This is a genomic window from Novosphingobium sp. HR1a, assembly GCF_015594425.1.
GTDB lineage: Bacteria > Pseudomonadota > Alphaproteobacteria > Sphingomonadales > Sphingomonadaceae > Novosphingobium > Novosphingobium resinovorum_A.
Genome location: NZ_JABXWS010000097.1, coordinates 26,912 through 51,977, shown reverse-complemented (window position 1 = coordinate 51,977; position 25,066 = coordinate 26,912). Strand labels below are relative to the sequence as shown.

The following is a 25,066-nucleotide window of genomic DNA, read 5'->3' as shown; positions in this document are numbered from 1 at the left end:
GGTTATGGTATCGCTAGGTGCCGCTTTGTGCCGCTATTGCGCGGTCCAGCCGCCATCGACGACAAGCTCGCCGCCGGTCATGTACGAACTGTCCGAAGACGCGAGGAAATAGACCGCGCTGGCCAGTTCCGCCGGGTCCGCCAGCCGTCCGATCGGGGTCTTGCTGGACATCAGATCGACCAGATCCTGCGCCTTGCTGGCGACGCCCTTGTCGACCCAGCGCTGGAAGCCTTCCTTGAGGAGCGGGGTCAGAACGAAGCCGGGATGCAGCGAATTCGCGCGGATCGGCATCTTCTTTTCGGCAAATTCCAGCGCGATCGACTTGGTGAACAGCCGCACCGCGCCCTTGCTGGCGTTGTAGCCCGAAACCTCGCTCATGCCGACCAGGCCCATGATCGAACTGACGTTGATGATCGAGGCGCCGCCCCGGAAATCTGCCCCGCTCGCGGCCATCAGCGGCACGAAAGTCCGCACGCCGAGGAACACGCCGTCGACGTTGATGCTCATGATCCGGCGCCAGCCTTCAAGCGAGGTCTCGGCCACCGGGCCGGTCAGGTCGATGCCCGCATTGTTGACCAGGATGTGTAGTTTTCCGTGCCTTTCGGTCACGGCGGCGAGCACTTTGGCCCAGTCGTCCTCGCTGGCGACATTGGCGCTGACATAGCTGGCGGCCTGCCCCAGACGGGCGAGCGTGGCGCTGGCATACTCAGTGTCCGGTGCCTCGAGGTCGGTCAGGACCACTTCGGCGCCTTCGGCCAGGAACCGCTCGACGCAGGCGAGGCCGATGCCCCGAAGACCGCCGGAAACCAGCGCTACGCGGCCCTTCAGCCGCTGCGAACCCAGTTCCTCGCTCATACGCCGTTCATCCCTGCAGTGGACGCGCCGTCCATGGTGAATTCGCTTCCAGAACAGAACCTTGCCTCATCGCTCGCAAGCCATGCGACCATGCCGGCGACTTCCTCCACAGCGGCCATGCGGCCCATCGGAGACAGGCCCTCGTAGGCGGCGCGGGTGGCGACGGGGTCGCCCGATTTCTCGATCAGGTTGACGATCAGGGCGGTCTCGACGACGCCCGGCAGCACGGCGTTGACGCGAATGCCGTACTTCTGGTTGCCCGAATGCACCGCCGACGCCTTGACCAGCGCGATCACGGCGGCCTTCGACACCGAATAGGCCACGAAGTTGCCCATCGCCCGGTGCGCGTTCATCGAGGAATTGACGATGATCGAGCCGACCGGCCCTTCCGGATTCTTCGCCATGGCCCGCATCGCGTGCTGCACGGTGAGCATGACGCCGGTGAGGTTTACCCCCATGACGTTGTTCCAGCCCTCGATCGAGATGCTCTCGATGCTGCCGTCGCCGCTTTCGGTCCCGGCATTGGCGAAGGCGATGTCGAGCCGCCCGTGCTTTTCGAGGATCTGTGCGATCAGGCCGTCCCACGCCGCCGCGTCGGTGACGTTGTGCTTCACGAACTCGGCCCCGGTCGCGGCGCACAGCGCATCCGCCGCCGCCTGGTTGGAGCCGGTGAAAATGACTTTAGCCCCGTCGGCGCACAGACGCTCGACAGTGCCGGCGCCGATGCCGGAGGTTCCTCCGGTGACCAGCGCCACCTTGCCTTCAAGCCGCTTCACGGCATTCTCCCGATTACTATCCCGGCCAACATGGCCCATCCGCGCCGCTCCACAACCTATGATTTTGAGCAAGGTGACTTGTGGTGCAGCGGGGTGCAGAAATGGCGACAAACAGGGAAATGCGTTCTTGGGAGATTGAACGACCATGGCCGATCGAGATCCGGAAATCGCCGGAAAGCTGGGTGAAGACCGCAGCGAAGGCATAAGCTGGGCGGAACTGATGGCGCAGGATTCGCGCACTCCGCCTGCGATTCTGACTGACGAGAGCTATACGTACCGCGGTTCGGAGGCGATTCCCGCCGAGCGTTACACCAGCGAGGCATTCGCCAAGCTCGAACGCGAGCGGATGTGGCCCTACGTGTGGCAGTTCGTCGCGCGCGAGGAAGACCTGCCCGATCCGGGTGACTTCATCGTCTATGAGAACGCGGGCCGTTCGTACCTCGTCAGCCGTCAGGACGACGGCTCGATCCGGGCGATGCACAATGTCTGCCTCCACCGTGGCCGCAAGCTGCGCACCGAGGAAGGCGCCGCCGACAAGTTCGTCTGCCCGTTCCACGGTTTCGCATGGAAGAAGGACGGCAGCTTCGATTCGATGCCCTGCCAGTGGGACTTCCCGCATCTGGCCGAAAAGGACCTCGACCTGCCCGCCGCCGAAGTGGGCCGCTGGTCGGGCTACGTCTTCATCCGCGAGGAATCGGGCGGCCCGAGCCTCGAGGAATTTCTCGCCCCGCTGCCCGAGCACTTCAAGCGCTGGCGGCACGAGGAATGCGCCAGCGTCATGCGCGTGGCCAAGGAAGTCCCGGCGAACTGGAAGGTGGTGATGGAAGCCTTCATGGAGGCCTGGCACACCATCGTCACGCACCCGCAGCTGCTGCCGTTCACTGGCGATTCCAACGCCGCCTACTGGACCTGGGGCGACAATGTGAACGTCAACCTCGTCCCCTTCGGCGTGATGAGCCCGCACATCGCGGAAGGGCAGGGCGAGCAGTGGATCGTCGACGAGTTCATCAAGTACAACGGCCGCTCTGGCGACAACTACGAAGGTGAGGCCCACGCCAACCCGATGGCGATCCAAGTGCCCGAGGGCATGACCGCCCGCGCGGCGCTGGGCGCCGCCATGCGCGCGGCCTATACCGAGAGCACCGGCTACGACCACGAGAGCGCGACCGACGCCGAACTGCTCGACGGACTCGTCTACAACGTGTTCCCGAACTTCGCGCCTTGGGGCGGGTACATGCCGAACATCGTCTACAACTGGCTGCCCGGCAAGACGCCCGACACCTGCATCATGGAAGTGCGCATCCTCGCGCGTATTCCCAAGGGCCAGCCGATCCCGCGCGGCGCGCCGCTCAAGATGCTGCGGCTCGACCAGAAGTGGACCGAGGCGCCGGAACTGGGCATTCTGGGCGACGTGTTCGAGCAGGACATGGACAACCTGCCTTACGTGCAGGACGGCCTTCATGCCTCGAAGAACGGCAAGGTGAACCTCGGGAACTATCAGGAAATCCGCATCCGTCAGTTCCAGGACACGATGATGAAGTACATCGTCGGCGACCTTGGGGGCGACCTCGGCGGGGCTCCGAAGGCATGAGTGAGGCTGAAGGCGCGCATCCTCCGCGCATAAACTGCGTCCTCATCTGCGGCGGCGTGTGGCACGACATGGACTTCGCGCGGCTGGAGCTTCTCAAGCTCCTCGCCGAAGACCCCAGCGTGCGCACCCGCGTGTTCGAGGATTATGAGAACCTCGACGCACTGCGGCAGGCGGACATCCTCATCACCTATACCTGCGACGTCACGCCCTCGCTGGCGGCGCAGGAGGTGCTGCGCGACTGGCTGAAGGCGGGCGGGCGCTGGCATGCGCTGCACGGCACCAACTCGGTGCTGCGCCTGCTGTCCGAAGGGCCGGACAAGGGCCTGTGGGACGCCCCGCGCTGGGCACCGCTGTTCATGGACATGCTGGGTTCGCAGTTCATCTCGCACCCGCCGATCGCGCCTTACACGGTGACCGTGGCCGATCCCGGCCATCCGCTGGTGGCGGGCATCGAGCCGTTCGAGACGACCGACGAACTCTACCACATGGAGACGCACGGTCACCTGCACGTCCTGCTGGAGACCGACTGCACGGTCGAGGGCACCGGCTTCGTCGAGGCGGCCGATACGCTGGGCAAGCAGCCGGTGATGTACCTCAAGGACCACGGCAAGGGCGCCGTACTCTACAACACGCTGGGGCACTGCCGGGGGCACTACGACCTCCAGCCGATGCTCGACTGGTGGCCTACGGTGGACCGCTGCGCCTGGGATCTCCCGGTGTTCTACGAATTGCTGCGCCGGGGCATCGCCTGGCTCAAGCAGAGCGGGAAGTGAGACGCGGCGCCGGGGTCTGCCCCGGCGCAGCCCCGCTCAATCGACCTTGAACGGAAGCGCTCCGGTTTTATCCGACCGCGTCGGCCACAGGATGGTGAGCGCAATCCGTGCGAACTTCCAGCGGCCGTCCTGCCGGACGTAATGGTCGTCGTAGCGACCAATCAGCAGCAGCGGGTTCGCCTCCCCGCCCGGCGTGACGATGGCCGAGCCCGCATGCTGGCGGGTGACGAGGTCCAGCAACAGGCAATGCCCGTGAGCGGTGTCAGATCCCGTCAGCTCGATGGCGTGATTGGCGACGTAATGCAGCGTCTCTAGCGGCGCGCGCAGGTGCTTCCAGTGCTGGCGATAGAGGCCGAGCACCGCCTCGACGCCTTCGTAGGGCTCCGGAAACTCGCATAGGATGTCGTCGGCGAAATTGCGGCGCACCGCAGCCTCGTCCATCGAGTCGAAGGCGGTCGAGTAATCCACGCGAAGCTGGCGGATTTCCTCGCGTGCGATCAGGTCTTCAAGAGTCATCATCTTCTCCCGCTTGTTATTATTCCTTGGTCGAGGCGCGCTTGAGGCGGGCGATCTTCTTCTGGATCGCTGCCAGCTTGCGCATGTAGGTCTCGCGAATGTCGCCGGTCAGCAGCAGCGCCGCGCTCTGCAGGAAGCAGGCGTGCAGTTCGGCGCGGCACTGGTCGCCCGCGCACTGGCCCAGCGCCCAGCGGCGGTAGACCACGAATTCGTGCATGACGTGGGTGTCCACCAGCGTCGGTAGGTCGAGATCATCGCGGACGTGGCCTTTGGCGCGCTGAAGGTTCAGCCACCCCGAGAAGCGCGTGTGCGCCACCGAGGTCAGTTCCCGCACTTCCAGTTCGCGCGGCTCGGGGGCGAAGACGAAGTCGATCACGACGCGGGCGTAGAGACTGTCGCGCTCAAGCTCGCTGACCATCCAGTCGAGTTCGCGGAACACCACCTCCAGCGTGTAAGTCGCACCGCGCCGGGCGATGTGTTCGCGCACCTCGACCATGCGATCGACGACGGTGGCGCTGATGACGCCGTCCTTGTCGCCGAATAGGCGGTAGAGCGTGCGCTGGGCCACCCCGGCGTCTTCGGACAATCGCCGGATGGTCAGCGCCGCGACTCCGCCTTCGCCGAGGATGCGGTGCGCGGTGTCGACGATGCGCGCACGGCGCTCGGTCATCGCCGGGCTGGTGTAGCGGCGGCGAATCACCGGCGGTTTTTTCGCGATCACGTCTTGCATCGCAGCAATGCCCCCCGGCGTGGTGGTTCTCTTTTCATTACCGGGAGAAACGTGAACTTCGCCGCTCTCCAAGACAATCCCCTCCGCTCCATCACCGCTGCACTGCGGTAAAACAAATCATACATGAATGTTTTTTATGTCTTCACAAAAATGATCATCTGTACTCATTTATGCCTGTCCGGCGAAAAAGTCGGCACGTGATTCGAACTGCCCATGACCAAACGAAGGCAGTCGGCTCGGAGGGGAAGAACATGATCGGCAAACGACACCTGAATTGCGTCTTCACGACTTTCGCCATGGGGCTTCTGGCGAGCGTCAGCACTACCGCGATGGCACAAAGCGCTCCGGCTTCCGCGCCGCCGCAGGCCGATCCGCCGCCGCAGCAGGGCGGACTGGAGGACATTGTCGTCACCGCGCGGCGCATCTCGGAATCGCTGCAGGACACGCCGGTGGCGGTTTCCGCCTTCACCGAGACGGCGATCCAGAACAAGTTCGCCACCGACATCCGCGCGCTGGCGGGCGACGTGCCCAACGTCGTCATAACCAACGTCCCGGGCTTCAACGCCGCCTCGATCGGCATTCGCGGCCAGTCCACCGGCGACATCATCCTGACCTTCGAGCCCGCCGTCGGCGTGGTGGTGGACGACTTCGTGCTCGCCCACGTCCAGACCCAGTTGTTCGACCTGTTCGACGTGGAGCGCATCGAAGTCCTGCGCGGACCGCAGGGCACGCTGTTCGGCAAGAACACCGTGGGCGGCGTCGTCAACGTCATTACCAAGAAGCCGGAGCCCGGCTTCAGCGGCGAAGTGCGGCTCGGCTATTCCAGCTTCAACACCAAGGACGTCAAGGCCGCGATCAATATCCCGCTCGCCGACAACCTCTACTTCCGCGCGGCAGGATCGTTCCAGGAAAGCGACGGCTACTACCGTCTGACCAAGAACAACGACGTCGACGGCTTCGAGGGCGTGCCCGGACGCGGCCAGCGCTGGGGCGGATCGCGCTACTTCAGCGCCCGCGCCAAGCTCTTGTGGGAGCCGACCGACGACACCAACATCCTGCTCACCTACGAACTGCTGCGCGATCGTGGCGACAGTCCGCCTTCGGTCAACGAGACGCCTCCGGGTTTCCTGATCGACGTGGTCGGCTTCCCCGGCATTCAGACGACCGGGCAAAGCCCCTACAAGACCGGCACCACACTGTGCGAAGGTTCGGCCACTGCGCCGACTTGCGTGGGTACGCTCGATGGTCACCGCGTCGATGTGGACGGCGTCTACTTGCGCGGCGAGCATTCGGTCGATGACGTCGGCACGATCACCGTCGTCGGCGGCTGGCGGCGGGTGCAGTCCAAGCTGCCTTCCGACTATACGGGTGAGAACGCCTACTTGTTCGTCTCTACGCGTGAGGACGTGCGCAAGCAGTACAGTCTCGAGGCACGGTTCAGCTCCGACTTCTCGGACGTCCTGAAGTTCACCGTGGGCGGCATGTACTGGGGGCAGAAGCTGGACGCCAATGCTACCAGCTTCCTCGGCTTCCTGCGCTTCCTGGGAGACCCCACCGCGCTGACCGACCCGAACCAGTCCACCGCGAACTACAAGGTCGACAGCTACGCCGTGTTCGGCGAGGCGGAATACAAGGTCGCCGACCCGTTCTCGGTCTTCGTCGGCGCCCGCTACACCAAGGAGAGCAAGGACTTCGCGGTGCGTCCGCAAGTGCGCCGCTCGACGATCGCGACCGGGTTCTGGCCCGAGTACAGCGACAGCGCGAAGTTCTCCAAGCCGACGATGCGCGCAGGCTATCGCTGGGAGATCGCGCCGGGGATCAACAACTACTTCACCTACAGCCAGGGCTACAAGTCGGGCGGCTACAACGAGCAGGCGATGTCCGCTACGTCGGCGCTGCCGTTTCGTGAGGAGACCGCCGACAGCTTCGAACTGGGCTTCAAGACCGAGACGGCCGATCGCAAGCTGCGCGTCAACATCGCGGCGTTCTATGTGAAGTACAACGATCTGCAGCGCGACGCGGTGGTCCCCTTCATCGATCCGATCACAGGCCTGCCGGGGCAGGAGACGCGGACGACCAATGCGGGCAAGGCCCACGTAAAGGGCATCGAACTCGAAATCTCCGCCGCACCGGTGGTGGGCCTGACGATGGGCGCTTCGGTTGGCTGGCAGAAGGCGGAGTACGACGAGTTCAGCACCGACGTGAACGGTGACGGCGTGAACGACGATGCCTCCTACCTCAAGCTGCGCAATGCGCCCAAGTGGACGGCCAGCGGGAACGTGCATTACGAGTTCCCGCCGACCGACTGGGGCGTCGTCTCGCTCAACGCAGACGTCAACTATCAGGCACAGTACGAATCCACGACGCTCAACGCCGACTATTCGCAAGGTCAGGCGCGCACACTGGTGGGGGCAAGCATCGGCTGGACCGATCCCGACGAGCGCTTCCGCGTCGCGGTGTTCGGTCGCAACCTGCTGGACAAGGTCTACCGCGTCTCGGCCAACTCGGTCGCGGGGCTGTTCAACTTCACCAACTACGCCCCGCCGAGGAGCTTCGGCGTTGAAGGCTCGGTGAAGTTCTGACGATGGTGGCGGCGCTCTCCTCACGGGCAGGTGCGGGCCTGCGCCGAGCCGGCCTTCCCCTGCGGTTTCGTGCGCCGCAGGGGAAGGTTAGCCTGCTCTCGCTTCGTGATGACGCCCCCCCATGCCGTCATTGCGAGCGGAGCGAAGCAATCCAGGGCGGTTTGCGCAGCGCTGGATTGCTTCGCTCCGCTGGCAATGACGAAGGTGGAGTTTCAGGGCAGCTTGTGCGCGCGGCCGATGCCCTTGGGGACGAGGTCGAAGGCGAAGCTGATGCGTTCCTTGTCGCCGCCGAAGGGCAGCGTGGCGTGCCAGAGATACGAGGGGAACAGGATCATCCGGCCCGCTCGGGGCTGGTAGGTGACGGGCGTGCCGCCGCCGCCCAGTTCCTCCGGCAGCAGGCCGATCGCGAAGGCACCGTCTTCACCCTCGAACTGTGGATAGTAGACACCCGAGAGCCAGTTGGGGGCATGGATATGCGAGCCGACTTCGCCGCCGGGGCGCAGGATCGTGCCCCACAGGGTCAGGCTCCATTCCTCGGGCAACGCGTGGAGCAGGGGGTGGTCGGCGGGTTCCTCGGCAAGGCGTGCATGGGCACTGGCGAGATGATCGCGGGCGATCCGTGCAAGGGCGCCGATCGCCGGGCTCCGCGCATCGACGAGGTCGGCGCTCTGGCGTCCCTGGCGGGTCACGAGGCCCTCCGGCTCGAACGTCAGCGAGGGGTGAGCACGCAGTTCCTCCACCAGCGCGGCGTTGAACGTCGCGAGGTCTTCGAAGCCCGGCGCGGCGTCGATGTCATGCACGGTGACGAAGCGGTCGAGCGCCATGATCCGTTCGCGATCGCCGGTCCAGCCGAGCTTCTCGAAGGCGGCGAGGGCCAGCGCCACCGGCGTGGTGACGCTCGGCTGCGTGGCGACGAGTTTACCGCAGACGCCCAGCGCATCGCGCTCCTGCCCGCCGCGGATCATCGCCCGTACCAGATTGATGCCGAGCGCATGGTTGGGCTGTGCCGGATCGAAGGCGCGGCGCAGCACATTCACCGCACCTGTGTAATCGCCGGCCCGCTCGCGCATGAGGCCAAGCTGGTTTGCCGCGCGTGGGTTGCGGGGCTGTACGCGCAGGATTTGCCCGACGAGGCTTTCCGCCTCGCCCCCCTGACCGCAGGCGGCGAGCGCATCGACAAGGTTCAGCGCCGTGTCGAGGTGCCCGGGCCGCAGTTCCAGCGAGCGCCGGTAACGGCTCACCGCCTCGCCGTGCCGTCCGAGCCGCGCCAGCGCGACCCCCGTATTGTTGAGCGCATCGGCGCTGTCTCCGGCCTGCGTCAGCATCTCCAGCGCCTCGTCGTATCGCTCCGCCGCGATCAGGCAGGAGCCGAGATTCGCCAGCGTTGCGGCATGTCCGGGGCGCAGTTCCAGCGCGGCGGCGAAAGCCTGCAGCGCCTCCTCGTAAGCGCCTGCGTTCTTGAGCGCGACGCCCAGGTTCTGCCGGCGTCCGGCATCACGCGGATCGGCGGCGCAGGCATCGCCGAAGGCGCGCACCGCATCTTCCATGCGCCCGGTACGCTGGGCGACGATCCCGGCCAGTGTCAGCGCATCGGCATCTCCCGGCTTCGCGGAGAGCAGGCGGTCCACCAGGGGCCGGGCCGCCACCGGGTCCGGCCCCTGCGCGACGCGCGCCGCTTCGGCCAGCATTTCCCCCCACATGACGAAAGGTCCTCTCCGATATGATTGGTGTCATCATGCATGTCCGCACGAAGCCGGACAAGACGCAGCGCTTCATCGAACTGACCACGCAACTGCAGAAGGACGTGCGCGCCAACGAGGCCGATACGCTGCTGTTCCAGGTCATGCAATCGCGCGAGGACCCGAACGCCTTCGGCTTCACCGAGATCTTCACCGACATCGCCGCCAAGGAAGCGCATGCGAACCGGCCCTACCACGTCGCCATGTCGGCGGAGGGCTACGCCTGCCTCGACGGCGACCCCGACATCCGCGTCTTCGACCTTCTGGGTGAAGCCGCCAAGGCAGGAGTTCACGCATGACCGGTTCGCTTGAAGGACGCATCGCCCTCGTCACCGGATGCACCGGCGGCATCGGCAGTGAGATATCGCGCCAACTGGCCGAGGCAGGTGCGACCGTCATCGGCGCCGACCTCCCCGCCGAGGCAGGGGGCTGGCAGGGCGATTCCTATCTCTCGCTCGACGTGACCGACGAGGTATCCTGGCAGTCGGCGATCGGCGCGGTGGAGGCGCAGCACGGGCGGCTCGACGTGCTGGTCCATGTCGCGGGCATTGTCGTCGTCGAGAAGATGGAGAACACCACCATCGAGCAGTGGCGCAAACAGATGGCGGTCAACGTCGATGGCCCGTTCCTCGGCACCAAGGTGGCGGCGCAGCTCCTCCGGCGCTCGGGCGAGAGCGTGCCGCACGGGGCTTCGGTGATCGTGATCTCATCGGTCGCGGGCAAGATCGGCTCGCCGCTGCACGTCGGGTACTGCACCTCCAAGGGCGCGGTGACGCTGTTCGTGAAGGCCTGCGCGATGGAGTTCTCCGCGCTGGGCTACAAGGTGCGGGTCAACTCGGTGCACCCCAGCGGCGTCAAGACCGGCATGGTCGACCACATCCTCCAGCGCATCGTCGACAACGGTTTCGCCGCCAGCGTCGAGGAAGCCGCCGCCGGGCTCGCCCCCGCGCACCCGATCGGGCGCATGGCCGATCCCATCGACGTCGCCAAGACCGTGCGCTTCCTCGCCTCCGACGAGGCCGGGTACATGCACGGCTCGGAACTGATCGTCGATGGCGGGTTCACCGCGCAATGAGTGGGCTCAGCGGAAAAGTCGCCGTGGTGACGGGCGGCACCAGCGGCATCGGCGCCGCCGTATCCAAGCTGCTGACCGAGGCGGGCGCAAAGGTCGCGGTGTTGTCCGAGGTGCCGCAGGCCGATCTCGACAAGGCGGTGGCAAGCGGCACGCTCGCCCATGCGGCGCACGTGGACATCGCCGATGCCGCTGCCGTCGCGGCGGCTGTGCAGGGCATCGAAGCGGCGCTCGGTCCGGTCACGCTGCTGGTCAACAACGCGGCGATCTGGGCGCCCAACCCGGTGCCCGAAAGCAGCCTCTCGCTGTTCGACCGGCATATCGACGTCAATCTCAAGGGCAGCTTCTACGTCACGCAAGCCGTGCTGCCCGCGATGATCGAGGCGGGCGGCGGGACGATCGTGTTCATCGGTTCGGTCAGCGGCACGGCGGGCCGCGCGGGCGACAGCGCCTACAGCGCTTCCAAAGCCGGGGTCGCCATGCTGGCGCGCACGCTGGCGGCGGAGCTGGGCCCGAAACGCATCCGCATCAACTGCGTGTGCCCCGGCGCGGTGGCGACGCCGCTGACCGCGAACTTGCGCACGCCGGAGGGCGAGCAGGCCATCGCCGCGTTGATGGACGGCCATCCCAGCCCGCGCCGCCAGTTCTTCATGGACCCCGAGCAGATCGCCCAGCTCGTCTGCTTCCTGCTCGATGACAAGTCGAGCGCGCTGCACGGCGCGGTCATCCCCGCCGACGAAGGCCTTACCGCAACGATGTAACCCGACCCGCTACGAGAGGATAACAACCATGACCGCTTTGCACGATGCCGGAAAACTCGGCGACCTCATCGTCAACATCAACGACTGCCACGAAGTCGCGCTCGGCACCGGCACCACGATCCGGCTGCTGCGCTACAGCGAGGAGACCGGCGACTGGGTCCTGTGGGTCCACATGGAGCCCGGCGCGACCTTCGCCCCGCACTGGCACCTTGGCCACGGGCAGTATTTCGTGACCAAGGGCGAACTGATCTACGACGTCGGCTCAGCGCCTGCGGGGACTTACGGCTACGAACCGATCGGCTCGCGCCACAACGAGGCGCGCTGCGACGAAGTGACCGAATATCTCTTCATGGGCCACGGCGCCGTCGCCTTCCTCGACGAGGTGGGCGAGATCCGCTTCATCCTCAACCACGAATTCCTGCGCGACGTGGCCAAGGGCGAAGTGATCTCCAACGTCGCCAACGAGGGGCTGGAGGAAGCGGCATGACCGCACCCTCCAACCCCCGCGCCGACCGGCTGCGCACGATGATGGCGGCGGAAGGGCTCGACGCGGTCGTGCTCAGCCACCCGCATGATGTGCGCTATGCGGTGGGCTATCACTCGATCCTCGAACGCTGGCAGCAGATGGAGCCGATGGCTGCCGCGATCGTCTATGCCGATCCGGCCAAGCCGCTGACGCTGGTGATCCCGGAGGCGAACCTCGGCCTCGTCGCGGTGCTCAACAAGGACGGCGACGCCTGCACCTTCGGCGAGGTGCGGACGTTCGACATGCTCAACTTCTGCGAGGTCAGCCGCTACATCGACCCCGACCGCAACGGCGGTCAGCTGGCCGAGGACGCCGCCGGGATGATGGGTGCGATCAGGGGCAGTTGCCAGCCCGACATCGCCGCCGCCATTGCTTCGGGCCTTGCCGATCACGGCATGGCGGGCAAGGCGATCGGCTTCGACGAGCACCGCGTCTCCGCGCGGATCACGGCCGCCGTGCCGCATGCATATTCCGACGTGCTCGACTTCATGATGCGCGTGCGGGTGGTGAAGACCCCCGGTGAACTCGAACGCTATCGCAAGCTGGGCAAGCTGGCGGACCGCATCATCGCTCACGCCGGATCGCTGCTCCACGAAGGCGCGGACTGGAACGACGTGCAGGCGCGCATCTGCGATTTCATGGTGCGCAACGAAGTCATCCCCGTGGACGAGGGCGCGATGCTGTTCGGCGGCGCCTACGAAGCGGACGAGTTCATCCCCGACTTGTTCCGCACGCGCGGCAACCGGGCCTTGCGGCGCGGCGACATCGTGATCCTGGAGACGCAGGGCATCCACGACGGCTTCTGGGTGGATATCAACCGCACCGCCGTCGTCGGCAAGGCCAGCGCCGAGTACCGCCACCAGCATGACGTCCTGCGCGATGCTTTCCTGAAGATGGTGGACCACCTGCGCCCCGGCGTCTCCACCGCCAGCCTGCCCGCGATCGGCTATGAGCACCTGAAGGCGGGCGGCATCGCCACGCCCGAGAAGCTGCTGGTCGTGGCGCACGGCATCGGCCTGATGCCGCTGGAAATCCCGCTGCCCTTCCCGGCAGCGGGGCTGGCCGGGGTCAAGCAGGGCTTCGTGATGGAGGAGGGGATGCTGATCTCGCTCGACAGCCTCTACTTCGGCGCGAAGCTGGGGCCGTGCCACATGGAGAACGTCTACGCGATCACCGCGGGCGCTCCCGAACCGATGTACGCGGCCCCGCTCGAACTGTTCGAGGCGGTGACGCCCGAGCCTGCGAACGCAGCATGACCCCCCGATTTGCGCATACAAGGAGAGAGCGATGACCGCCATCGGCGACAACGACCGCAGGCTTGAGAAGTACCGCCGGATGCAGCGCATCCGCCAGTTCGAGACCAAGGCCGAATCCATCCATGCTGCGGGCGAAATCCCCGGCGCTCTGCACACTTATGCGGGGATGGAGGCTTCGGGCGTCGGCGCCTGCATGGCGCTGCGCGACGACGACTACATGGTCGGCACGCACCGCAGCCACGGCCATCCGATCGCCAAGGGATCGACGCTGCGCCCGCTCATGGCCGAACTGCTCGGCAAGGCGACGGGCGTGTGCAAGGGCAAGGGCGGCTCGATGCACTTGTCCGATTTCGCGATGGGTAGCCTGGGCGAAACCAGCATCGTCGGCTCCGGCGGCCCGGTTGCCGCAGGTGCAGCATTGGGCGCGAAGCTGCAGGGGCTGGACCGTGTGGCGCTGTGCTTCTTTGGCGACGGCGCCTCCAGCGAAGGGGCGATCCATGAAGGCATGAACCTTGCCGCCGTGTGGAAGCTGCCCGCGATCTTCGTGTGCGAGAACAACCGCTTCGGCATGTCCACGCCGACCTCCGCCGCCGTGGCGGGCGTCAATGTCGCGGACCGCGCGCACGGCTACGGCATCCCCGGCGTCATCGTCGACGGGCAGGACGTGGACGCCGTCGAGGAGGCCGTGCGCGATGCGGTGGACCGCGCCCGCGCGGGCAAGGGGCCGACGCTGATCGAGACCAAGACCTACCGCTACCGCGACCACGCGGTGAACATGGGCCGCGACCTCACCCCCCGCGGGCCGGAGCATGATGACTGGGTCGCCCGCGATCCGATCACGCTCTACCGCGCGCGCCTGCTGGCCGATGGCGTGGCCGAGGGCGATCTCGACGCCATCGACGCGGCCATCGCGGACGAAGTGACGGACTCGCTGAACTTCGCGCGCGAGAGCGCATACCCGGCCTTCGAGGAGGCCTTCGACCACGTCTTCGTCGATCGCCTGCCGATCCCCGACGACGTTCTGGCGCACGCCTGAGAAGGAACCGCAACCATGGCCAAGATCACTTTCCTCGAAGCCATCCAGCAGGCCCAGGCCGAAGAGCTGGAGCGCGACGCCCGTGTCTTCATGATGGGCGAGGACATTCGCTGCAACGTCTTCGGCACCACCACCGGCTTCGTCGAGCGTTTCGGCGAGGAGCGCATCCGCGACACGCCGATCTCCGAGAACGGCTTCATCGGCGCGGCAGGCGGCGCGGCGATGGTGGGCATGCGGCCCATCGTTGATGCGACGCTGTCCTCGTTCCTCTATCCGGCGATGGACCAGATCTGCTCGATCATCGCCAAGTCCCGCTATATCTACGGCGGGCAGGCGAAGTTGCCGCTCGTGCTGCGCTCCTGCATGTTCTACGGCAACTCCAATGCTGCGCAGCATTCGGACCGGCCCTACCCGATGTTCATGAACATGCCGGGCCTCAAGATCATCTGCCCCTCCGATGCCGCCGATATGAAGGGCCTGCTCAAGTCCGCGATCCGCGACGACGATCCGGTGATGAGTTTCGAGGACGGCACCTGCTGGATGAACAAGGCCGACGTACCTGACGATCCCGACTTCCTGATCCCCATCGGCAAGGGCGACATCAAGCGCGAAGGCACCGACATCACCGTCGTCGCCATCGCCGGCGGGGTCAACGTCGCGCTGAAAGCGGCGAAGCAACTGGCGGGCGAGGGCATCTCGCTGGAAGTGATCGACCCGCGCACGCTGGTCCCGCTCGACCGCGATCTGATCCTGCGTTCGGTGCGCAAGACCGGCCGCGCGATCTGCGTCGATCCCGCGAACAGGACCTGCAGCGCCGCCAGCGAGATCGCCGCCACCATCGTCGAGGAGGCGTTCGAGGCCCTGCGCGCGCCGGTGGTTCGGATCACGACTCCCGATACGCACTTGCCGTTCAGTCCGCTCATCGAAAAGCCGCTCTATCCCTCGGTGGAGCGCATCGTGAGTGCCGCCAGTCGCCTCGTAGGTGCCGCCGAGTTCCAGTCAGCCTGAGGAGCGAACATGGCCGAATTCACGATGGTCCTGCCGCAATACGGCATGGGGATGCAGGACGGCGAGATCGTCCGCTGGCTCAAGCAGCCGGGCGACGCGGTCGAGGAAGGCGAGAATCTCGTCGAGGTGGAAGCCGCGAAAACCACGGTGGAAGTGCCATCCCCTGTCTCCGGCACGCTGCTCCGCATCATCGCCGGAGAAGGTGAAACGATCGACGTGCGCGAACCGATCGCGGTGATCGAGACGGGGTGATCCACGTCCGAAAGGCGATCAACGGCACCGGGCAAGGCCCGGGATAACGCAGACGTTCCGGGAGAGGACGCGAGGGATGAAGGACGGGAAGGAAGGCCGCTGGCTGTGCTGGTCGGCTGGGGCGGTGTTGTTCGCCATCGGGGCGGTGCTGGCCGTGGGCGGGATAAAACTGCTGACGCTGGGCGGATCGGCCTACTATCTGGCTGCCGGGGTGGCCTGCGCGGTGTCGGGCGTGCTGCTCTGGAGGGGCGACCGGCGAGGGCTCTGGCTTTACGCGGCGATGCTACTGGCCACGCTGATCTGGGCCTTCTGGGAGGTTGGGGCGCAGTTCTGGCAACTCCTGCCGCGCCTTGCGGGGCCGACCGTGATCGGCGCTTTTCTCGCGCTGCCGTGGCTGCGCCGCCGACTGACCGCCGCTTCGGATGCCGGTACGCGTTGGGGGCTGGGCTCGGTCGTGCTGGTCGCGGCTCTAGCGCTGACGGGAACCTTCCTTACGGTGCCGGTCTTCGATGTTTCCGCCGGTAGCGTGGCCAAGTCTGCTCCGGCAAGCCCGGCCAGCGCGGAGTGGACCGATTACGGCGCGAACCTGTCCGGCACCCGCCATTCCCCGGCTGCACAGATCACCCCGGCCAACGCTGCGAAGCTGGAAAAGGCGTGGTCGTTCGAGACGGGCGACACCAAGGCGAAACGACCGGAGATCAAGTCCATTTCCTTCATGGCGACGCCGTTGATGGTGGACGACAAGGTCTATTTCTGTTCGCCTACCGGCAAGGTCTTCGCGCTGGATGCGGACACGGGCAGGCAAATCTGGCTGCGCGACCCCCGCACTAACATCGGCAATGCGCAGATGCTCAACTGCCGCGGCGTATCCTACCACGCCGCTCCCGCTGGCACAGGATCATGCGCCAAACGGATCATCAGCATGACCGTGGACGGACGCCTGCTTGCCAGCGATGCCGGCACGGGTGCGCCTTGCGCCGATTTCGGCAAGGATGGCTCCGTGAACCTCGACGAAGGGCTCGGCCAGGTCGATCCCTTGCGGTCCTACTCGTCCTCGCCCCCCGTCATCGTCGGCGACGTTGCGGTGCTGGGCTCTTATGTGCGCGACAACTACACCAAGGACGATCCATCGGGCGTGGTGCGGGCCTACGACGTGAAGAGCGGGCGGCTGCTCTGGGCATGGGACAGCGGACGGCCCGACGATGCCCCGATGCCCGGCCCCGGCGAAAGCTGGACGCGTGGTTCGGTCAACGCCTGGAGCGTGTTCAGCGCCGATCCCGCGCTGGGGCTGGTCTACCTGCCGACAGGGAACGCCACGCCCGATCATGTCGGTACGCACCGTTCACCGATGCTGGAGCGCTACGCCAGTTCCATCGTCGCGCTCGACGTCAGGACGGGACGGATGCGCTGGCATTTCCAGACGGTACACCACGACATCTGGGACTATGACATGCCCGCGCAGCCGGTGCTGTTCGACTACACCGTCGGTCGCCGCAAGATACCCGCGCTTGCTGCACCGACCAAGCGGGGCGAGATCTTCATCCTCGACCGCGCCACCGGCCGTCCGTTGACAGGCGTGGAGGAGCGCGCCGTGCCTCGCGGCGGCATCCCGGGGGAGCGCTATTCGCCCACCCAGCCTTACGTGAAGGGTTTCGCCTCCTTCGCGCCGCCGCCGCTGACGGAGGCGGGCATGTGGGGGGCGACGCCGATCGACCAGATGTGGTGCCGCATCCGTTTCCGCTCGCTCGACTACAAGGGCATGTTCACCCCGCCTTCCGAGCGCGGCATGATCCAGTGGCCGGGCACTTTTGGCATTCTCAACTGGGGTAGCGTCAGCATCGATCCCGCGCGCCAGATCATGATCGTCAATTCGGCGGCGATCCCTCAGGAGGTACGCCTGTTCCGCCATGGAGCCGATACCGACCGTCCAGCCTTGGCGAAGGACTCGCACGCGCCGGGCTATCTGCCGCAATACGGCACGAACTACGGTGTCAGCCTGCTGCCGATGCTCTCCCCGCTGGGCATTCCGTGCGAGGCGCCGCCATGGGGCAAGATTGCCGCCGTCGATCTGAAGACCGGCAGAATCGCGTGGAGCCGCACCTTCGGCACGTCCGCCGATACCGCACCGCTGGGCATTCCGGTGCCGGGGGCGTTCAACCTGGGCGGCTCTGCGAACAGCGCGGGCGGGGTGACCTTCATCGGCGCTGCGCTCGACAACTACATGCGTGCCTTCGATACCGCGACGGGCAGGGAGTTGTGGCGCGGCCGCCTGCCGGCAGGCGGGCAGGCGACGCCGATCACGTATGTTTCGCGTAGGACCGGACGGCAGTATGTCGTCATTGCGGCAGGCGGACATGCCTACATGGGTACGACGCCGGGAGACAGCGTGGTCGCCTTCGCATTGCCGAAAGCGCGATAGGGCTCGGGGGTGTCTCGCGCAGGAGGCACCGGTTTGCTAGGGTGGAGGCATGACCTCGCCGATCCCATCGCTGCCCACTGCCGTCCCGGATGCCCCCGACTTCGTCGTTATCGACGTGGAGACGGCTTGTTCGCGCGTCAGCAGCATCTGCCAGGTCGGCATCGTGGGCTTTCGCGACGGGCGCGAGGTGATGGCTTACGAGACATTGGTGGATCCTCGTGACGAGTTCTCCCCATTCAATGTCGGCATCCATGGCATCACCGCAGGCCATGTTACCGGGCAGCCGACCTTCGGCGAAATCCATGCCGTGCTCGACGGGCATCTGAGCGGCCGGATTGCGGTCGCACACTCGGCTTTCGACAAAGGGGCTCTGGCCGCCGCATGCCGGCTGAGCGCGCATCCGCTCATTGAGACCGAATGGCTGGACAGCGTCCGGGTGGCCAAGCAGGCCTGGCCGCAGCTATCGAGCCATCGTCTCAACGTGCTCGCACGGTTTCTCGGGATAGAGCACCGGCATCACGATGCCTTGAGCGATGCCCGCGCCGCCGGGATGGTGATCGTGAAAGCCATCGAGCACACCGGCATCGACCTGAAGGGCTGGATGACCAGGCCTGCGCGCGCCAAGCCCAAGCCGCCCCTGCCCGCCTCGGAGGGGCCCTTGAGCGGGGAGCGGGTCGCAATCCTGGGTGAAGCGCTCGACGGCAAGCTCGCCGCTGCCGTGGCGGCGGCGGGTGGTCGGGTCGTGCGGTCGGTGGGCATGACCACCACTTTGCTGGTGATCGCCAAGGCGCAACCCTACGGCCGTTGGGTGGAGGCCAGCCCGATGCATCGCCGCGCGCAGGAGCTTCGCGAGGCCGGTCGACCAGTTGCCGTCGTGTCCGAGGACGCGCTGCGGGCAAGGCTCGGCCGGGCAACCTGAAGCGGGCATAACCCCGCCTCGCGGATGGACGCATGCAGGGACAGGCGGTTAACGGCCGCCGATGAGTATCATTGCCACCATCATGAATTCGAGCACGGGTCAGCCGATCCAGAAGATGAAGTTCGAGCGGATGCCCAAGCCGTGGGTTACCCTGCACCTGGAAAGCGGAGAGCAGGTCACCGCCGACCGCGTCCATGTCGGCAAGCCCGCGCCGGGCAAGTTCATCGCGCCCGTCGAGGTGTGGGTAACGCCCAAGGCCTGATCGAGGCTGCGCGCTGCGGGGAATGGATCGCGCCGGTCATCGCGGCATGATCCGCAAGCGGCGACATGGACCGACATAAATCCACATGCATGACAGGCTCGAAATCCGCCTTTAGGCCACGTCGCGGGCCAGTCCCACCATCACGCCGAGTTCGCTGCGGATTTGCGGAGCGATCTCTTCGGGATGCCCGGCATGGGCGCGCAGTTGCGACGTCAGGAAGCCGGAGAACAGTGCTGCTTCGGTGACGCCGACCCGCCGCCGCGCGCCGACAAGGTCCTGCAGCGCGCCGTGTGAAGTGCGGCCGCGCAAGTAGCGCAGCTGGGCGCCGAACTGGCGCAACGAAGCATCGCGCGCGGTGGCGACCAGAAGTTCGTCGCGGCCCCGGGCATTGCCGCCGCGCTGCATCATCCCGGCCAGGTCGCGGGCCAGAGCGTCGGCCAGATCACGAGCCGTGTCGCGCGCGGGGGCTTCGGCCTGCAGGCGCTCGACGTTGGCGCGGTAGAGCCCCTCGAACGCCGCTTCGAGCAGCGCGGGCTTGGTGCGGAACTTGTGTGACACCGTGCCCAACGTCAGCCCGGTGCGTTCGGCGACGGCGCGGTGAGTGAGGCGGGCGAGCCCGTCCTCGTCGATGATCCTTGCGGCGGTTTCCACGATGCGGGCGGCCGTCTCGTCCCGGTCGGGCAGCACGGGCATCGAGCGCAGGGCCGCCTCGCGCGCGAATTCGCGCCAGGGCGCAGCGGGCAGGGCAGTGCCGGTCAGCCATGCGCCGAGCGTACGGGCGGTTTCGTCGAGCGCGGCGCGGTCGACCAGGCGCCGCCAGCGGATCATGTGGAAGAAGCTCTCGTTCTCGAACACGCGCTGCGCAACGATGCTGTCTGCACCTAGGCCGAAGCGCCGGCTCGCCTCGCTCCAGAACCGCTGCCACAAGGCGGCCCATTCCCGCGCCGCATCGCCGAAGAGCGGGGACTGGTGCGCAAGCAGCTGGCATTCGCGCCAGGCGAAGGCCAGCCCGCGCTGCTCCTCGCACCAACCGTCGGTGATCTGCGCAAAGAATCCTGCGAAGGCGGCGGGCGACGCGTCCAGCCCGTCGAACTGGCGGCACTGGCGGTCGCACCACAGCTTCGCCTCGACCAGACACTGCCGCTGCGAGGCCAGCAACAAGTGTTCCAGAGACCCGAAGTGATGGTAGATCGAGGAGACCGGCGCTTTGGTCAGCCCACTGATCCGGCGGGCGGACATACCCGCTGCGCCGAGCATTTCCCATTGCCCTGTGACTACGGTGATAAACCGGTCGAATGACGATGATTCCGCGGCTTTCATGGCGCTCATGATAGTGAAGGCCCGACTGGCTGTCCCGCTCCCGTAGCAGACAACGCGCCTGCGATCGAGCGATACCCGCGTGTTGCGGCCGTTGTGGTATTGCCGGAAAAGTGTCATTCAACGGACATACATTCGTTCTATCTGTCACGACCGAGGAAGACATCGTCGGCATCGGCACGCTGTTCCACAAGAGATTCCGCCTTCCGGCGCGCGCTACCTGTTCGGCGTCCTCCTCCATTACTGACCGGGACAAATACCATGCGAAAGATCACCGCGACTGTCTTGCTGACCGCTCTGCTACTGACAGGCTCGCCCGTCGTGGCGCGGGAGCTGGCGACGCTGACCCGCCTTGATGCTTCGACCGTGGAACTGAAGCGCGACGATACTGCTCCGGTAGCGGTGTGGATCAGCGCCGACACCGTGCTGGACAAGGGCGACCAGCGCTTTGCCGCCGCCAGCAAGGACGGCGTGCTGAAGCTGCCGATCGCGGCGACGGACCGGCGCTACGTGATTCTCGAAGGGAAAGGCGGTAAAGGCCGCAACGTCGTCGCCGAGCGCGTGCTGCCGTTGGAGCAGGGCAGCAACTTCCGCGATGTCGGTGGCTACGTCACCAAGGACGGGCATATGGTGAAGTGGGACAAGGCGTTCCGCTCGGGCGCGATGCCGCTGCTGACGGATGCGGACTATGCGCTGCTCGGACAGCTAGGCATCGGCAACGTCGTCGACTTGCGCTCGATCGAGGAGCGCGAAATCGCGCCGGACCAGCTCGACGATAAGGTCGGCGCGCTGTTCATCGCCAACGACTATTCGCTGAAGCCGCTGATGGCGAAAATGGGCCAGGGCGGCGGCGAGAACATGTATGCGGGCATGGAAAAGATGCTGGCGCCGCAGTTCCGCTCGCTGTTCCGCCGCCTGATCGCGGACGAGGGCGCGGTGGTCTACCACTGCTCGGCCGGGCAGGACCGCACCGGCATGGCGACGGCGCTGCTCTACGACGTGCTCGGCGTCGATCGCGAGACGATCCTGAAGGACTACCATCTCTCCACCGAGCTGCGCCGCACGCAGTTCGAGATGCCCAAGGTGGACCCCAAGGACTATCCGAACAACCCGATCCTGAAGTATTACGTTGCGGGCGAGGACGGAAAACCGCGCAAGGCGGAGCCGCTCTATACGCCCTCCGGTGCCTCGCATCTGGCGCAGTTCTTCACGTACCTCGACAAGCAGTACGGCGGTTCGGAAGCCTACTTGCGCACGCTCGGCTTCACCGATGCGGACTTCGCGAAGCTGCGCAAGACAATGCTGGACTGATGACCTGCGACGGCTGATTACAATTTCTCACTATTTGCGGATGGGCGGCGTGACTGCGCCGCCCTAACCGCAGTGCATGGCATCCGCACCTTGCATCCCGCTCCGTCACCGCGCATTCGGCGCCTTGCTTACGTCCGCCGCGATCATGGCGCCGCAGGGAGCCGAGGCGCAGCAGCAGGCTGCTCAGGCGGGCGGGGGAGCGCCGGCTCAGGTGAGTTCCGGCGACGGGGATGACATCGTCGTTACCGGGCAGGCCCTGCCGGGCGCGGTGATTGGCGACATTCCTCCGGAGAACAAGCTGGGTCAGGCCGAGATCGCCTCCTACGGCGTCGATTCCATCGCCGAACTGCTCGACGAACTGGCCGACCAGACCACCAGCATCGCCGGGCGCGATGCCTCGAGCGGGCCGGTGGTGCTGGTCAACGGCAAGCGCATCTCGGGCGTCAACGAAGTCGGCGACCTGCCGGTGGAATCCGTGCTGCGCGTGGATATCCTGCCCGAGGAAGTCGCGATCAAGTACGGCTACGACGCGCAGTCCAAGGTCGTGAACATCATCCTCAAGCGGCGCTTCCAGTCCAAGGTCGTGAACCTGGGCGGAGGCATGTCGGGCGAGGGCGGCGGCGGGCAGGGCACGGGGGCCTTCACCTATACCAAGATCCGCGACAACGACCGCCTCAACATCACCGGCAAGGCGACCAGCCAGGCCGCGATCCGCGAGAGTGACCGCGACATCACCGCCGATCCGGACAGCACCGTCACCCCTGTCGATTCCATTCCGGGCGAGAGCGACTACCGCACCGTCCAGGCATCCACCCGCAGCTACGCGCTGGGCGCCAGCCTTGCACACCAGCTGAGTTCGAACGCCACCGCCTCGTTCAACGTCAAGGGCACGTACCAGACCAGCCGCTCGCTCGACGGGCTGGCGACCGGGGAGCTGACGGTCCCCGCGGACAGCCCCTATGCGGACGGCACCGAGAACACGTTCACCCGCTATCTCTCGCAGGACCCGCTGCGCAAGGCGGTGAACACCGGCGGTGTCTCGGCGGGCGGCACGGTCAACGTCGATCTTTCGACCCGCTGGAAGCTCTCGGTGATCGGCAGCTACGCACATTCGGAATCGGAGACGCGGGCCGACAACGGCTATGACGTGACGACGCTGCAGGATGCCCTCGATGCGGGAAGCGCGGGCGTCGATCCCTATGGCACGCTTTCGCCCGCGCTGCTGGGGAACATGATCGTCAATCGCGCGAAGTCGAACTCCGACACCGGCAGCGCCAGCATGCTCGTCTCGGGCAAGGTGCTGCCGCTGCCCGCCGGCGACCTTGGCGTCAGCCTGAAGCTGGGGGGCGATTTCACCGCGCAGTCCTCCACGAGCGTGCGGGACGGCATGGCGAGCAGCGGCGATGCCGACCGCACCAACGGCAGCGCGCGCCTGAGCGTCGACATTCCGCTCACCAGCCGCAGCAGGGGCGTGCTCGGCGCGATCGGGACGCTCAGCGTCAACCTCAATGCGGGGGTGACGCAAGTATCCGACTACGGCAGCGTTGCGACTTTCGGCTATGGCCTCAACTGGCGCCCGCGCGACGGGATCACCGTGATCGCGGCGATGAACCAGGACCGCAGCGCGCCCAGCGTCGCCAACCTCGGCGATCCGACGGTGACCACCAGCAACCAGCGCGTCTACGACTACGTGACCGGCCAGACCGTGCTGGTGACCGCGATCACCGGCGGCAACCCGAACCTCAAGGCCGACGACCGCCGCAGTTTCAAGCTGGGGCTCAACGCGCAAGTGATGAGCACGCCCAAGCTCAATTTCAGCGCCACTTACGTCAACAGCCGCAACCGCAACGCGGTGCTATCGCTGGGCGGCGTGACGCAGGCGGTGGAGGACGCCTATCCCGACCGCTTCGTGCGCGACGAGGACGGCAACCTGCTGTCGGTCGATGCGCGGCCGGTCAACGTCTACCGCCAGCGCAGCGAGCAGGTGCGCTGGGGCTTCAACCTTTCGGCGCAGCTGCGCAAGCCTACGCGTCCGCCGCGCCCGCCTGCGGGTACGTGGGGCGCGCGGGGGGCGGGCCGCCGAAGCGAAGCGAACGGAGAGGCACCGCCTGCACCGCCCTCCGGCGAGGAGCGTCTGGCCGAGGGGCGCGGCCCCGAGGAGGGCACCGGCAACGAAATCACCGTCAACGGCGAGCGTGAACGCGCCGCCGAGGCTCCGGGCTTCGGGCGACCGCCGGGCGACCGCGGCGACGATGGCATGGGGCCGGCCGATGGCATGGGCCCGCCGCCTGACGGCATGGGGCCTCCCCCGGGAGAAGGTCCCGGCGGCGGTCCGGGCGGCTTTGGAGGTGGTCCGCGCGGTCCCGGTGGTCCCGGCGGCAGGGGCTTCGGTGGTGGCGGCGACAACGGCGTGCGCCTGCTCGCCTCGCTCTACCACACCTGGGTGCTGCGTCAGGACGTCCAGCTTACGGAAGGCAGCCCGACCATAGATCTGCTTGATGGCGGCACGATTACCGGCTCGTCCACGCCGCGTCACAAGGTGCAGGGCAGCCTCGGCCTGATCGACAACGGCCTCGGCCTGCGTCTGGAGGGCAACTGGCAGAGTTCGGCGGACGTCACCGGCAGCAGCTCGGCCTCGGGCAACCTGCATTTCGCCTCGCTGGCGACGGTGGACCTGCGTGTGTTCGCCAATCTCCAGAACCGCTTCCGGGGTAAGGACTGGGCACGGGGCACGCGGGTGAGCCTGTCGGTGGAGAACCTCTTCAACCAGCGCCAGAAGGTCACCGACGACACCGGCGCGACGCCTTACGCCTACCAACGCGATTATCTCGATCCGATGGGCCGCACGATCCTGCTGTCGCTGCGGCGCATCTTCTGAGACATGGGCTTGACAGATATTCTCAATCAAATAACTTGAGAATATCTCAGGTCGTCATTCCGTCGCAGTCGCGCGGCTGGGTTTCGATCGAAAATATGCGAAAGGAAGCTCGGATGCCCACGTCCCGCAACGATTTCCATGTTTTCCGTCGTGGTCTCGAATGGGCCGTCAGCCTGCACGGGGTCGCTCTCGACGTCTTCGCCAGCCAGAAGGCCGCGCTCAACCGCGCGATCGACGCCGCGCACCAGATCGGCATGCAGGGCAGCGAGGCGCAGGTCCTTCTGATCGAAAGCAATAGTTCGCCCCGGCCGCAGTGGGTCTTCGGCCATCATCCCTATCCGCCGACGGCCTGATCGAGGGCCGGACAGACCTTGAAGACAGGGAGCAGGAGCCCGGTTGACCCGTTCAACCGGGCTCCTGCTTTTCAAATGTACTGTGCAGATGCAAAAAACGGCGCTTTTGCCGTCATCCAGTGCCTTGCCAGTCG

At 66.3% G+C, this 25,066-nt stretch carries 23 protein-coding genes; 17 read left to right on the top strand and 6 right to left on the bottom strand.

Annotation, left to right across the window (positions count from 1 at the left end):
- Nucleotides 1-33: 33 nt before the first annotated feature.
- Nucleotides 34-855 carry an SDR family NAD(P)-dependent oxidoreductase gene (locus tag HWN72_RS25710; protein WP_211151703.1) on the bottom strand — a complete coding sequence of 274 codons (822 nt, stop codon included), beginning with the start codon at nt 853-855 and terminating at the stop codon, nt 34-36.
- Nucleotides 852-1,631: an SDR family NAD(P)-dependent oxidoreductase gene (locus tag HWN72_RS25705; RefSeq protein WP_036526546.1), complete on the bottom strand. Its 780-nt coding sequence runs from the start codon at nt 1,629-1,631 to the stop codon at nt 852-854. The genes HWN72_RS25710 and HWN72_RS25705 overlap by 4 nt, the downstream gene beginning before the upstream one ends.
- 145 nt (nt 1,632-1,776) lie before the next feature.
- Between HWN72_RS25705 and HWN72_RS25700 the strand changes: the two genes are divergently transcribed.
- Nucleotides 1,777-3,222, top strand: a complete 1,446-nt coding sequence (locus HWN72_RS25700) for an SRPBCC family protein (RefSeq protein ID WP_008830784.1) — start codon at nt 1,777-1,779, stop codon at nt 3,220-3,222.
- On the top strand, nt 3,219-3,995 hold the full coding sequence (locus HWN72_RS25695; RefSeq protein ID WP_211151702.1) for a ThuA domain-containing protein: 777 nt from the start codon (nt 3,219-3,221) through the stop codon (nt 3,993-3,995). Before HWN72_RS25700 ends, HWN72_RS25695 begins: the two co-directional genes overlap by 4 nt.
- A gap of 36 nt (nt 3,996-4,031) precedes the next feature.
- On the opposite strand, the gene HWN72_RS25690 is transcribed toward HWN72_RS25695, so the two are convergent.
- Nucleotides 4,032-4,511: a nuclear transport factor 2 family protein gene (locus HWN72_RS25690; RefSeq protein WP_162177389.1), complete on the bottom strand. Its 480-nt coding sequence runs from the start codon at nt 4,509-4,511 to the stop codon at nt 4,032-4,034.
- Between the two features lie 19 nt (nt 4,512-4,530).
- Nucleotides 4,531-5,241: a TetR/AcrR family transcriptional regulator gene (locus tag HWN72_RS25685; protein ID WP_036526542.1), complete on the bottom strand. Its 711-nt coding sequence runs from the start codon at nt 5,239-5,241 to the stop codon at nt 4,531-4,533.
- A gap of 251 nt (nt 5,242-5,492) precedes the next feature.
- On the opposite strand from HWN72_RS25685, the gene HWN72_RS25680 reads away from it, so the two are divergent.
- Nucleotides 5,493-7,823, top strand: coding sequence for a TonB-dependent receptor (locus HWN72_RS25680; protein ID WP_036526540.1), 2,331 nt, complete (start codon nt 5,493-5,495; stop codon nt 7,821-7,823).
- Between the two features lie 212 nt (nt 7,824-8,035).
- On the opposite strand, the gene HWN72_RS25675 is transcribed toward HWN72_RS25680, so the two are convergent.
- Nucleotides 8,036-9,523 (bottom strand): tetratricopeptide repeat protein, encoded by a 1,488-nt coding sequence (locus HWN72_RS25675; RefSeq protein ID WP_036526538.1) that lies wholly within the window; start codon nt 9,521-9,523, stop codon nt 8,036-8,038.
- A gap of 20 nt (nt 9,524-9,543) precedes the next feature.
- Here HWN72_RS25675 and HWN72_RS25670 point away from each other — a divergent pair, with 20 nt between their 5' ends.
- The 11 genes from HWN72_RS25670 (at nt 9,544) to HWN72_RS25620 (ending at nt 19,073) form a co-directional block, all read left to right on the top strand.
- Nucleotides 9,544-9,861: a putative quinol monooxygenase gene (locus HWN72_RS25670; RefSeq protein WP_036526536.1), complete on the top strand. Its 318-nt coding sequence runs from the start codon at nt 9,544-9,546 to the stop codon at nt 9,859-9,861.
- Nucleotides 9,858-10,637, top strand: a complete 780-nt coding sequence (locus tag HWN72_RS25665) for an SDR family NAD(P)-dependent oxidoreductase (protein ID WP_036526533.1) — start codon at nt 9,858-9,860, stop codon at nt 10,635-10,637. The genes HWN72_RS25670 and HWN72_RS25665 overlap by 4 nt, the downstream gene beginning before the upstream one ends.
- Nucleotides 10,634-11,395: an SDR family NAD(P)-dependent oxidoreductase gene (locus tag HWN72_RS25660; RefSeq protein ID WP_036526532.1), complete on the top strand. Its 762-nt coding sequence runs from the start codon at nt 10,634-10,636 to the stop codon at nt 11,393-11,395. Before HWN72_RS25665 ends, HWN72_RS25660 begins: the two co-directional genes overlap by 4 nt.
- Nucleotides 11,396-11,423: 28 nt before the next feature.
- Nucleotides 11,424-11,882, top strand: coding sequence for a cupin domain-containing protein (locus tag HWN72_RS25655; protein WP_036526531.1), 459 nt, complete (start codon nt 11,424-11,426; stop codon nt 11,880-11,882).
- Nucleotides 11,879-13,177, top strand: a complete 1,299-nt coding sequence (locus HWN72_RS25650) for a M24 family metallopeptidase (RefSeq protein ID WP_036526529.1) — start codon at nt 11,879-11,881, stop codon at nt 13,175-13,177. The genes HWN72_RS25655 and HWN72_RS25650 overlap by 4 nt, the downstream gene beginning before the upstream one ends.
- Before the next feature lie 31 nt (nt 13,178-13,208).
- Complete coding sequence (locus tag HWN72_RS25645) at nt 13,209-14,213, top strand: thiamine pyrophosphate-dependent dehydrogenase E1 component subunit alpha (protein WP_036526528.1); 1,005 nt, start codon at nt 13,209-13,211, stop codon at nt 14,211-14,213.
- 15 nt (nt 14,214-14,228) lie between these two features.
- Nucleotides 14,229-15,221: an alpha-ketoacid dehydrogenase subunit beta gene (locus HWN72_RS25640; protein ID WP_211151701.1), complete on the top strand. Its 993-nt coding sequence runs from the start codon at nt 14,229-14,231 to the stop codon at nt 15,219-15,221.
- Between the two features lie 9 nt (nt 15,222-15,230).
- Nucleotides 15,231-15,473, top strand: coding sequence for a biotin/lipoyl-containing protein (locus HWN72_RS25635; RefSeq protein WP_008830797.1), 243 nt, complete (start codon nt 15,231-15,233; stop codon nt 15,471-15,473).
- 76 nt (nt 15,474-15,549) lie between these two features.
- Nucleotides 15,550-17,892 carry a membrane-bound PQQ-dependent dehydrogenase, glucose/quinate/shikimate family gene (locus HWN72_RS25630; protein ID WP_211151700.1) on the top strand — a complete coding sequence of 781 codons (2,343 nt, stop codon included), beginning with the start codon at nt 15,550-15,552 and terminating at the stop codon, nt 17,890-17,892.
- Between the two features lie 49 nt (nt 17,893-17,941).
- Nucleotides 17,942-18,811, top strand: a complete 870-nt coding sequence (locus HWN72_RS25625) for a 3'-5' exonuclease (protein WP_051586882.1) — start codon at nt 17,942-17,944, stop codon at nt 18,809-18,811.
- Between the two features lie 61 nt (nt 18,812-18,872).
- Nucleotides 18,873-19,073, top strand: a complete 201-nt coding sequence (locus HWN72_RS25620; RefSeq protein ID WP_197524502.1) for a hypothetical protein — start codon at nt 18,873-18,875, stop codon at nt 19,071-19,073.
- Nucleotides 19,074-19,184: 111 nt separating this feature from the next.
- Here the strand turns inward: HWN72_RS25620 and HWN72_RS25615 are convergent, their stop codons facing one another.
- Nucleotides 19,185-20,330, bottom strand: a complete 1,146-nt coding sequence (locus tag HWN72_RS25615; RefSeq protein WP_051586881.1) for a TetR/AcrR family transcriptional regulator — start codon at nt 20,328-20,330, stop codon at nt 19,185-19,187.
- Between the two features lie 321 nt (nt 20,331-20,651).
- Between HWN72_RS25615 and HWN72_RS25610 the strand changes: the two genes are divergently transcribed.
- The 3 genes from HWN72_RS25610 to HWN72_RS25600 all read left to right on the top strand — a co-directional run bounded on the left by HWN72_RS25610 (nt 20,652) and on the right by HWN72_RS25600 (nt 24,932).
- Complete coding sequence (locus tag HWN72_RS25610; RefSeq protein ID WP_036526524.1) at nt 20,652-21,701, top strand: tyrosine-protein phosphatase; 1,050 nt, start codon at nt 20,652-20,654, stop codon at nt 21,699-21,701.
- 76 nt (nt 21,702-21,777) lie between these two features.
- The gene (locus tag HWN72_RS25605) at nt 21,778-24,579 is read left to right on the top strand and encodes a TonB-dependent receptor (protein ID WP_248006340.1); all 2,802 of its coding nucleotides are present in this window, start codon (nt 21,778-21,780) and stop codon (nt 24,577-24,579) included.
- A 113-nt stretch (nt 24,580-24,692) separates the two neighbouring features.
- The gene (locus HWN72_RS25600) at nt 24,693-24,932 is read left to right on the top strand and encodes a hypothetical protein (protein ID WP_036526522.1); all 240 of its coding nucleotides are present in this window, start codon (nt 24,693-24,695) and stop codon (nt 24,930-24,932) included.
- The last annotated feature ends 134 nt before the right edge of the window (nt 24,933-25,066 follow it).

What these genes read in the sequence shown, in the direction of transcription:
- HWN72_RS25645 (WP_036526528.1), top strand. Translation starts at nt 13,209, where the DNA reads ATGACCGCCATCGGCGACAACGACCGCAGGCTTGAGAAGTACCGCCGG.
- HWN72_RS25680 (WP_036526540.1), top strand. Translation starts at nt 5,493, where the DNA reads ATGATCGGCAAACGACACCTGAATTGCGTCTTCACGACTTTCGCCATG.
- HWN72_RS25610 (WP_036526524.1), top strand. Translation starts at nt 20,652, where the DNA reads ATGCGAAAGATCACCGCGACTGTCTTGCTGACCGCTCTGCTACTGACA.
- HWN72_RS25615 (WP_051586881.1), bottom strand. Translation starts at nt 20,330, where the DNA reads ATGCTCGGCGCAGCGGGTATGTCCGCCCGCCGGATCAGTGGGCTGACC.
- HWN72_RS25605 (WP_248006340.1), top strand. Translation starts at nt 21,778, where the DNA reads ATGGCATCCGCACCTTGCATCCCGCTCCGTCACCGCGCATTCGGCGCC.
- HWN72_RS25710 (WP_211151703.1), bottom strand. Translation starts at nt 855, where the DNA reads ATGAGCGAGGAACTGGGTTCGCAGCGGCTGAAGGGCCGCGTAGCGCTG.
- HWN72_RS25675 (WP_036526538.1), bottom strand. Translation starts at nt 9,523, where the DNA reads ATGTGGGGGGAAATGCTGGCCGAAGCGGCGCGCGTCGCGCAGGGGCCG.
- HWN72_RS25685 (WP_036526542.1), bottom strand. Translation starts at nt 5,241, where the DNA reads ATGCAAGACGTGATCGCGAAAAAACCGCCGGTGATTCGCCGCCGCTAC.
- HWN72_RS25620 (WP_197524502.1), top strand. Translation starts at nt 18,873, where the DNA reads ATGAGTATCATTGCCACCATCATGAATTCGAGCACGGGTCAGCCGATC.
- HWN72_RS25700 (WP_008830784.1), top strand. Translation starts at nt 1,777, where the DNA reads ATGGCCGATCGAGATCCGGAAATCGCCGGAAAGCTGGGTGAAGACCGC.
- HWN72_RS25695 (WP_211151702.1), top strand. Translation starts at nt 3,219, where the DNA reads ATGAGTGAGGCTGAAGGCGCGCATCCTCCGCGCATAAACTGCGTCCTC.
- HWN72_RS25665 (WP_036526533.1), top strand. Translation starts at nt 9,858, where the DNA reads ATGACCGGTTCGCTTGAAGGACGCATCGCCCTCGTCACCGGATGCACC.
- HWN72_RS25630 (WP_211151700.1), top strand. Translation starts at nt 15,550, where the DNA reads ATGAAGGACGGGAAGGAAGGCCGCTGGCTGTGCTGGTCGGCTGGGGCG.
- HWN72_RS25650 (WP_036526529.1), top strand. Translation starts at nt 11,879, where the DNA reads ATGACCGCACCCTCCAACCCCCGCGCCGACCGGCTGCGCACGATGATG.
- HWN72_RS25625 (WP_051586882.1), top strand. Translation starts at nt 17,942, where the DNA reads ATGACCTCGCCGATCCCATCGCTGCCCACTGCCGTCCCGGATGCCCCC.
- HWN72_RS25660 (WP_036526532.1), top strand. Translation starts at nt 10,634, where the DNA reads ATGAGTGGGCTCAGCGGAAAAGTCGCCGTGGTGACGGGCGGCACCAGC.
- HWN72_RS25655 (WP_036526531.1), top strand. Translation starts at nt 11,424, where the DNA reads ATGACCGCTTTGCACGATGCCGGAAAACTCGGCGACCTCATCGTCAAC.
- HWN72_RS25690 (WP_162177389.1), bottom strand. Translation starts at nt 4,511, where the DNA reads ATGACTCTTGAAGACCTGATCGCACGCGAGGAAATCCGCCAGCTTCGC.
- HWN72_RS25635 (WP_008830797.1), top strand. Translation starts at nt 15,231, where the DNA reads ATGGCCGAATTCACGATGGTCCTGCCGCAATACGGCATGGGGATGCAG.
- HWN72_RS25600 (WP_036526522.1), top strand. Translation starts at nt 24,693, where the DNA reads ATGCCCACGTCCCGCAACGATTTCCATGTTTTCCGTCGTGGTCTCGAA.
- HWN72_RS25640 (WP_211151701.1), top strand. Translation starts at nt 14,229, where the DNA reads ATGGCCAAGATCACTTTCCTCGAAGCCATCCAGCAGGCCCAGGCCGAA.
- HWN72_RS25670 (WP_036526536.1), top strand. Translation starts at nt 9,544, where the DNA reads ATGATTGGTGTCATCATGCATGTCCGCACGAAGCCGGACAAGACGCAG.